The following is a 7967-nucleotide window of genomic DNA, read 5'->3' on the forward strand; positions in this document are numbered from 1 at the left end:
AATAAGATGGCATTTTGTCAAGTGACAGATGTCATTTTTTTATTGCTAAATGTCATATTTGGAATGTGACATTTGACAATGTAAAAGCGCTTTCAAATAGTCTACAATAGAGTCAAATAAAGGAGGCGTAGCAAAATGAAATACCTCATTTTGGTCAGTCATGGTGGACTGGCAGAAGGTCTAAAAACATCACTAGCCATGTTTGCTGGTGATAAGATGGATCAGGTCATCGCGGTTGGACTCAAAGAAGGAAAATCGGTCGATGACTTCGCAGTTGATTTCAGAGAGAGCATTTCAGGATTGACAGCTGATGATTCTGTTTTGGTCTTGGCAGATATCGTAGGTGGTAGTCCATTAACCACTGCAGCCACGGTTCTAGAAGAAGCTGGAAAGCTCGATGGAGCCTTGATCCTTGGTGGGATGAACCTTACCATGGCCTTGACGGCAGTTGTGATGAAGGATGTGTTGGATGGAGACGATTTGTCAGCCACCATCTTATCAGAAGCCCGATCTGCACTACAGCCTTTTGAAGTTTCAGCCACTGGTGCTGAAGAAGATGATGACGATATTTAATAGGGAGGTACCTTATGGTAGTAACATTTGTACGGATTGATGACCGTATGATTCACGGTCAAACAGTCACACGCTGGGCAAAGGAAAAACCATGTGATGGTTTGATTGCCGTAAACGATGCAGCAGCATCAAACAAGGTTTTGATCCAAGCTTACAAAGGCGCATCAGACAAGAAAACCTTTGTATGGACAAAGGAAGCCTTTAAGGAAAAATCAGCAAAAGTAACAGAATCAGATAGTCGTTACTTCTTGATCACCAAAAATCCAATCGATATGAAGGAAATTTTGGTCGACCAAGGGTTTGTCCCAGGTGATGTCAAAGAAATCATTGTTGGCCCTGCAAATGATCGTCCTGGAGCTGTGAAATTGGGAAATAACCAATCCATCACTCAGGAAGAAGCAGAAGCCTTCCAAGCCATTCAAGCAGCAGGCTACAAGGTGAAATTCCAATTGTTGCCAGATGTTTCCATCGGTTATTGGGATGATTTCAAATCAAAATTTGGTTTTTAAAACTAACAGTCTTATCTGTTAGGTAAATATATTTACAAACAAAAGGAGCGTTTGTTATGACAATTTCATGGATTCAAGCAATCTTGCTTGGTATTTTTGCCAGCTTGTCTTCAATGCCTGGTATGGGAGGTTCCAGTATCGGGAACTATACACTCGGTCGTCCTTTGATCGGTGGGTTGATTTCAGGTTTAATTCTTGGAGATGTGACAACTGGTATTATGGTCGGGGTTGCCCTTCAAGTCGTTTATATCGCCTTGGTAACACCTGGTGGTACCGTATCTGCCGATGTGCGTGCCATCTCTTACATCGGTGTTCCTCTTGCTATCTTGTTTGTGCATGCCAATAACATCACAGATGAAGCTGGAATCGCCGCAGCTGCAGCTCCAATCGGTGCAGCCGTTGGGACAATCGGTACAGTTCTTTTCTACGGTACCGCTACTATGAACTTGGTATGGCAACACATTGGTTGGAAAGCCGTTGAAGAAGGAAACTTCAAAAAACTCTACGCAGTTGACTGGTTTTATCCTTGGATCTCTCATTTCCTTTTCTCTTTCCTTCCAACAATGATTATCACCAAATACGGTGAAAACATGGTTGATTTGATGAAACAATACCTTCCTATGGATGGTTACTGGATGAAAGCCCTCTTTACAGTCGGTGCTCTTCTCCCATGTGTCGGTATTGCCATCTTGTTGAAACAAATTGTTACAGAAGCAACTGACTTCATTCCATTCTTTGTTGGATTTACCTTGGCAAAATCTCTCGGATTGAACTTGGTATCAAGTGCCGTTGTTTCATTAATCTTTGCAGTAATCTACTATGAACTTGAAGTGATCAAATCGATGAAAGCTACTCCCGCTGGAGTGGTGGATCTAGACGATGATGAGGAGGATATTTAAAATGGCTGATAGAAAGAAAATTTCAAAGAAAACATTAGCAAAAGCATTCCATCATTGGTATTATGGTCATTTGACTTGTTTCTCTCAAGAACATATGCAAACCTTCGGGTACTTGACTTCTATGCTTCCAATCGTAGAAGAAATGTATGACACAAAAGAAGAACAAAAGGATGCTATGCAAACCTATACGGCCTTCTTCAACACTGAACCACAACTTGGATCTCTTGTTGTAGGGATCACAGCTGGTTTGGAAGAAGCGCGTGCAAACGGAGATGCAGTAGATGGCGAAACCATCAACGGTATGCGTGCCGGTTTGATGGGACCAATCGCTGGTATTGGTGACTCATTGGTCGTTGGTACCTTGATCCCAGTTCTCTTGGGGATTGCCCTTGGACTTTCTAAAGGTGGTAACGTCGCTGGTGCTCTCTTCTACATCGTCGTATGGAACCTCTTAGTCTACTTTGGTATGCGCTTTGCATTCTTCAAAGGTTACCAATTAGGGGATAAAGCCGTTGAATTCCTTGTAGGACCAAAAGGACAAGCTCTTCGTAAAGCGATCAGCGTTGTCGGTGGTATGGTTATCGGTGCCGTAGCAGCTACTTGGGTATCTGTTACAACAGCCCTTCAATTCAAGAATGCAGAAGGAAAAGTCTTCTTGAACATTCAAGAAAAGATCGATGGTGTTTATCCAGGTCTCTTGACAGCAGCCTTCATCACTCTTTGCTGGTGGTTGATGTCTAAGAAAAAAATTTCACCAAACAAAGTTATGTTACTTCTCGTTGTAGTGGCTTTGATCGGTGTTGCCCTTGGTATCTTCGACCCACATCTTAAATACTAAGGTCAAGAAAAACGAATTTGCTAGTAGGAGTTTTTGAGAATGAAGTGAATGGACCTCCTTTACTTGCACTTCATTCTCAATTTTTATCAGGAGGAATCCCATGGTTACAAAACAAGAACTTGTCAATGGATATGAAACAGAAATCAACTACCAACGCCACATGCTTGAAAACCTTGGTCGTTGGTTCAGCTTACTCTTTATCATTGCCAGTATTGGTGTGGTATTGATCTATCTCTTTCACAAAAGTTTTCTCCCACTCTTGATCCTCGGGATTTTACTAGCCTTGGTTGGAATTTTAGGCATGATTGTTTTTGGATATGGCATCTACCGCGGGCGGATCAATCTTCAAAAAGTGATCGATGATTTCAATCAAAAATTGACAATTTTAAATTGATATTTTAGAAACATCTCATTTATTTTTGAGGTGTTTTTTTCTTGACTATTTCTGACCAAGTGATACAATAGAAACATAAGTTAGCACTTACGTATAGAGAGTGCTAAAAACACGTATGGAGGAATGAACATGTTAAAACCATTAGGAGACCGTGTGGTCTTAAAAGTAGAAGAAAAAGAACAGACTGTTGGAGGTTTTGTCCTCGCAGGTGCGAGCAAGGCCGATACAAAAACAGCTGAAGTAGTGGCCGTTGGTGAAGGTGTGCGTACCCTAAGTGGTGAACTCATCGCTCCAGCTGTAAAAGCAGGAGACCACGTTTTGGTTGAAAGCCATGCAGGAATTGAAGTGAAAGATGGGGAAGAAACCTACACCATCGTTGGAACAGCAAACATTCTTGCAATTGTAGAGTAAGAGAAGAAAGAGGTAAGAGAAATGGCAAAAGATATTAAATTTTCATCTGATGCACGTTCTGCAATGGTCCGTGGTGTCGATGTCTTAGCAGATACAGTGAAAGTTACGTTGGGCCCTAAAGGACGCAATGTGGTTCTTGAAAAATCATTTGGTTCACCCTTGATCACAAATGATGGGGTGACCATCGCAAAAGAAATCGAATTGGAAGACCATTTTGAAAATATGGGTGCCAAATTGGTGTCAGAAGTGGCTTCTAAGACCAATGATATCGCAGGTGACGGTACAACGACCGCAACGGTTTTGACCCAAGCCATCGTCCGTGAAGGGATCAAAAACGTCACAGCAGGGGCTAACCCAATCGGCATCCGCCGTGGGATTGAGACCGCTGTTGCAACAGCAGTAGAAGCTTTGAAAAACAATGCGATCCCAGTATCAAGCAAGGAAGCGATTGCTCAAGTAGCTGCTGTGTCTTCTCGTTCTGAAAAAGTCGGTGAGTACATCTCTGAAGCCATGGAAAAAGTAGGTAAAGATGGGGTTATCACGATTGAAGAGTCTCGTGGAATGGAAACAGAACTGGAAGTCGTTGAAGGTATGCAGTTTGACCGTGGTTACCTTTCACAATACATGGTCACTGATAATGAAAAAATGGTGGCAGACCTTGAAAATCCATACATTTTGATCACTGACAAGAAGATTTCAAATATCCAAGAAATCTTGCCATTGTTGGAAAGCATTCTTCAAAGCAACCGTCCACTCTTGATCATCGCAGATGATGTCGATGGCGAAGCTCTTCCAACACTTGTCTTGAACAAGATCCGTGGTACCTTTAATGTTGTAGCTGTCAAGGCACCAGGATTTGGAGATCGCCGCAAAGCCATGCTAGAAGACATTGCCATCTTGACAGGTGGTACAGTCATTACAGACGATCTTGGTTTGGAATTGAAAGATGCAACCATTGAAGCCCTTGGTCAAGCAGCTAAAGTTTCAGTCGATAAAGACAGTACCGTCATTGTCGAAGGTTCTGGTAACCCAGAAGCGATCGCTAACCGTGTGGCTGTTATCAAGTCACAAATTGAAACTACAACCTCTGAATTTGACCGTGAAAAATTACAAGAACGTTTGGCCAAATTGTCTGGTGGTGTTGCCGTGATCAAGGTTGGTGCTGCAACAGAAACAGAATTGAAAGAAATGAAACTCCGTATCGAAGATGCCCTTAATGCGACTCGCGCAGCCGTTGAAGAAGGGATCGTTGCCGGAGGTGGTACAGCTCTTGTCAATGTCATCTCTGCAGTCGCAGCCCTTGAGTTGGAGGGAGATGAAGCAACCGGACGCAATATCGTTCTTCGTGCTTTGGAAGAGCCAGTGCGCCAAATTGCCCACAATGCCGGTTACGAAGGATCTATTGTGATTGATCGCTTGAAAAATGCCGAAGTCGGAACAGGTTTCAATGCTGCAACAGGTGAATGGGTGAATATGATTGATGCAGGAATCATCGACCCAGTCAAAGTGAGCCGTTCAGCCCTTCAAAACGCCGCTTCCGTAGCGAGTCTGATCTTGACGACTGAAGCAGTCGTAGCTAACAAACCAGAACCAGCAGCCCCAGCAGGACCAGGAATGGATCCAAGCATGATGGGCGGGATGATGTAAGACACTTAGTCTAATGGGTACTGAAGCACCTCATTAGGCTACGGCAAGCACCATGGTGCCTTGCCGAAGTGTCTTACTGGCTCAAAGGGAGTGGAAGATTCTTTCCTCCCTTTTTATCGTTCTTTGGGATTTTTATTTGTTATGGAATAATATTTTTATTTTAAATTTTGTAACAGAAATGATAAATACTAGTTAAAGAGGACTTGTGTAAATGCTTGGGGATCAAGCGTTTACGGTGTTTTCAGGCGGAGGAATATTTGCCAACAAATTGCAATACAAATTAACTGATTTTGTAATAATTCTAGTGTATACTAGTAAGAGTAGATCACAGGTCTACATTGTTGCAAGGGGAGAACTTCCCACATACATGTCTATTGACAATAAAACTTGATCGTAATATCGCTGTTAGTAAAAATGAGAGTTTGAACATAGCATAGATTTTATCGACCTTTTTCATATTAAAAAATATTTTTCAAATTCCCCTTGCGCAAGCTCTTCCGGATTCCTCCGGGAGAGTTTTTTTGTTAAGGAGAAAAGGTAGAAGGCCTTTTGAGTCTCCTTTGAAAGAGTAGCTCAGTAGGCATCATTTATGGTAAAATAGAACATATTCGTAGAGGGGAAGGAGTGAGGACTTTGTTGAAGATTTTTGTGTTAGAAGATGAATGGATCCAACAATCGCGTATCGAAGCGGTCTTGCAGGATCTCATCCGTCAAAAATCCTTGCAATGCAAAGCGCCAGAAGTGTTTGGGAAGTCAAGCCTGTTGCTGGATGCTATCACAGAGAGAGGCGCCCATCACCTATTCTTTTTAGATATCGAGATTAAAGGTGAGGAGAAAAAGGGTCTAGAGATCGCAAAAGAGATTCGTAAGAAAGACCCCCATGCGACCATTGTCTTTGTCACTACTCACTCTGAATTCATGCCCATTACCTTTCAGTACAAAGTAGCTGCCTTGGATTTTATCGATAAAACGCTGAGTGAGGAAGAGTTCAAAGAGAGAATCAGCTCAGCCATCGACTATACCTTGGAGCAAGCTGGGACCACGATTGCGCAAGATGCCTTTACGTTTGAGAGTGCGATGGCGCGTGTACAAGTTCCTTTTAATAAGATTTTGTATGTTGAAACGTCTCCAGCCATTCACAAGGTCATTTTACACACCCAGGAAGAGCGCTTGGAATTTTACGCTAGTATTGCCGATATCGAAAAAGCAGATCCCCGCTTGTATCGGTGCCACCGCTCCTTTGTGGTGAATCCGCAAAATATTACGAAGATTGATAAAGAAGCCAAGAAAGCTTTTTTTGAAAATGGGGACAATTGCTTGATCTCACGGACCAAGTACAGAGGCTTACTGGAAGCTTTGAAAAAATAGAAGGGAGAAAGAATTGCTGTTAGATATTCTAATGTCTTACCTAAAGTTCTTCGTCAGCATGCTGATCTATCGTCATATCAGTAGACAAGAGTTCACCTTGCGCTGGCTCTTTTTGTGCCCCTTCTTCTTTGCAATTATCTTTACCCTTGTGCCACCGGTAGGCTTTTTTGGCTATTTCTTAGTATTTATTGCCTATAGTTTCTATCGAAATCGTAACATACGACACCTTTTGAATATTTTTTACGGGCTCTACCCTGTTGTCATGGAGAGTCTCATTGGGCGCCTCCTAGCCTTTTATGTCTTTCCAATGCTAGGGATCGTACTTGTTCATGAGACATCTGTCAGCTGGTATGATGCTCTACTTGAATTGCTGGTCTTTCCTGTTTATATAGGAATCACTAAATTGTTAAAACTAGATTTTACAGATCTAAAAGTAGGATTTCAACGGCAGTATTTTAATCGTTTCTTACTCCCAATGGATCTTTCCATGTTTGTGTATTTGCTCAGTGTTGTAGGTCTGGTGGTTTTTGAGGATATTATTCCGCATGCAGATGCTTTGCGGAAACAGTTAAATAGTATTTATTTGATTTTGTTTTTTGTGATGCTCTTGTATTTCAATGCAGTGTCCAAAGAACGATTGAAACAAGAGATTCTGGAACAAAAAGATAGGCAACTGCAGGAGTTAGCCACCTATAGTCAACACGTCGAAATGCTCTACGGGGAGATTCGTGCCTTTCGTCATGATTACCTGAATATTTTAACCAGTCTCAAATTAAGTATTGAGCACGAAGACCTAAATGCGATCAGGGAAGTCTATGAGAATGTTCTTCGAGAGAGTGGCCAGCAATTTTACAATAGTAAGTTTGATATTGCCAAACTCAGTCACATTGAAAATCCAGCTGTAAAAAGTGTTCTGTCCGCAAAATTATTGGAAGCTCAAAATAAAGGGATTGGGATCTCTGTCGAGATCGATGAACCTGTTCGTGATTTATTCATCGAGGTTTTAGATTTCATCACCTTCTTATCCATCCTTTGTGACAATGCTATCGAAGCGAGTCTTGAATCAGAGGACCCCCAGCTGACTCTTGCCATGCTTCAGGAGACGAACTCCCTCATCTTAATAGTTGAAAATAGTACAAAAGCTGAAAAAATAGAGTTAGCGAGAATTTTTGAAAAAGACTACTCGAGTAAAGGAGAGGGCCGAGGTCTTGGCTTGTACAAGATCCAACAATTACTGGAAAAGTATCCCAAAACGACAGTGTCTACCAAGAGTTCAAACTACCGATTTACTCAGAGCCTGACCTTTTGGAAGGAATAATAGAAGAGAG

The 7967-nt window shown here is 42.0% G+C and carries 9 protein-coding genes; all 9 read left to right on the plus strand.

Annotated features, from left to right (window positions below):
• Positions 1 to 135 precede the first annotated feature (135 nt).
• Positions 136 to 573 (plus strand): PTS sugar transporter subunit IIA, encoded by a 438-nt coding sequence (locus tag O3602_RS08925; RefSeq protein WP_003004126.1) that lies wholly within the window; start codon positions 136 to 138, stop codon positions 571 to 573.
• Positions 574 to 587: 14 nt separating this feature from the next.
• Positions 588 to 1082, plus strand: a complete 495-nt coding sequence (locus O3602_RS08930; protein ID WP_000261775.1) for a PTS sugar transporter subunit IIB — start codon at positions 588 to 590, stop codon at positions 1080 to 1082.
• 56 nt (positions 1083 to 1138) lie between these two features.
• Complete coding sequence (locus tag O3602_RS08935) at positions 1139 to 1981, plus strand: PTS mannose/fructose/sorbose/N-acetylgalactosamine transporter subunit IIC (protein ID WP_371611518.1); 843 nt, start codon at positions 1139 to 1141, stop codon at positions 1979 to 1981.
• Positions 1965 to 2819, plus strand: coding sequence for a PTS system mannose/fructose/sorbose family transporter subunit IID (locus tag O3602_RS08940; protein ID WP_173018936.1), 855 nt, complete (start codon positions 1965 to 1967; stop codon positions 2817 to 2819). The genes O3602_RS08935 and O3602_RS08940 overlap by 17 nt, the downstream gene beginning before the upstream one ends.
• 100 nt (positions 2820 to 2919) lie before the next feature.
• Positions 2920 to 3213 carry a hypothetical protein gene (locus O3602_RS08945; RefSeq protein WP_003013750.1) on the plus strand — a complete coding sequence of 98 codons (294 nt, stop codon included), beginning with the start codon at positions 2920 to 2922 and terminating at the stop codon, positions 3211 to 3213.
• A gap of 129 nt (positions 3214 to 3342) precedes the next feature.
• The gene (groES, locus tag O3602_RS08950; protein ID WP_024055367.1) at positions 3343 to 3624 is read left to right on the plus strand and encodes a co-chaperone GroES; all 282 of its coding nucleotides are present in this window, start codon (positions 3343 to 3345) and stop codon (positions 3622 to 3624) included.
• A 21-nt stretch (positions 3625 to 3645) separates the two neighbouring features.
• Positions 3646 to 5271, plus strand: a complete 1626-nt coding sequence (gene groL / locus O3602_RS08955) for a chaperonin GroEL (protein ID WP_003004647.1) — start codon at positions 3646 to 3648, stop codon at positions 5269 to 5271.
• Positions 5272 to 5904: 633 nt separating this feature from the next.
• The gene (locus O3602_RS08960) at positions 5905 to 6639 is read left to right on the plus strand and encodes a response regulator transcription factor (RefSeq protein WP_270299844.1); all 735 of its coding nucleotides are present in this window, start codon (positions 5905 to 5907) and stop codon (positions 6637 to 6639) included.
• A 31-nt stretch (positions 6640 to 6670) separates the two neighbouring features.
• Complete coding sequence (locus tag O3602_RS08965) at positions 6671 to 7957, plus strand: sensor histidine kinase (RefSeq protein WP_241673373.1); 1287 nt, start codon at positions 6671 to 6673, stop codon at positions 7955 to 7957.
• Positions 7958 to 7967 lie beyond the last annotated feature (10 nt).

The organism is Streptococcus sp. 27098_8_186, assembly GCF_041432055.1.
Taxonomy (GTDB): domain Bacteria; phylum Bacillota; class Bacilli; order Lactobacillales; family Streptococcaceae; genus Streptococcus; species Streptococcus dentalis.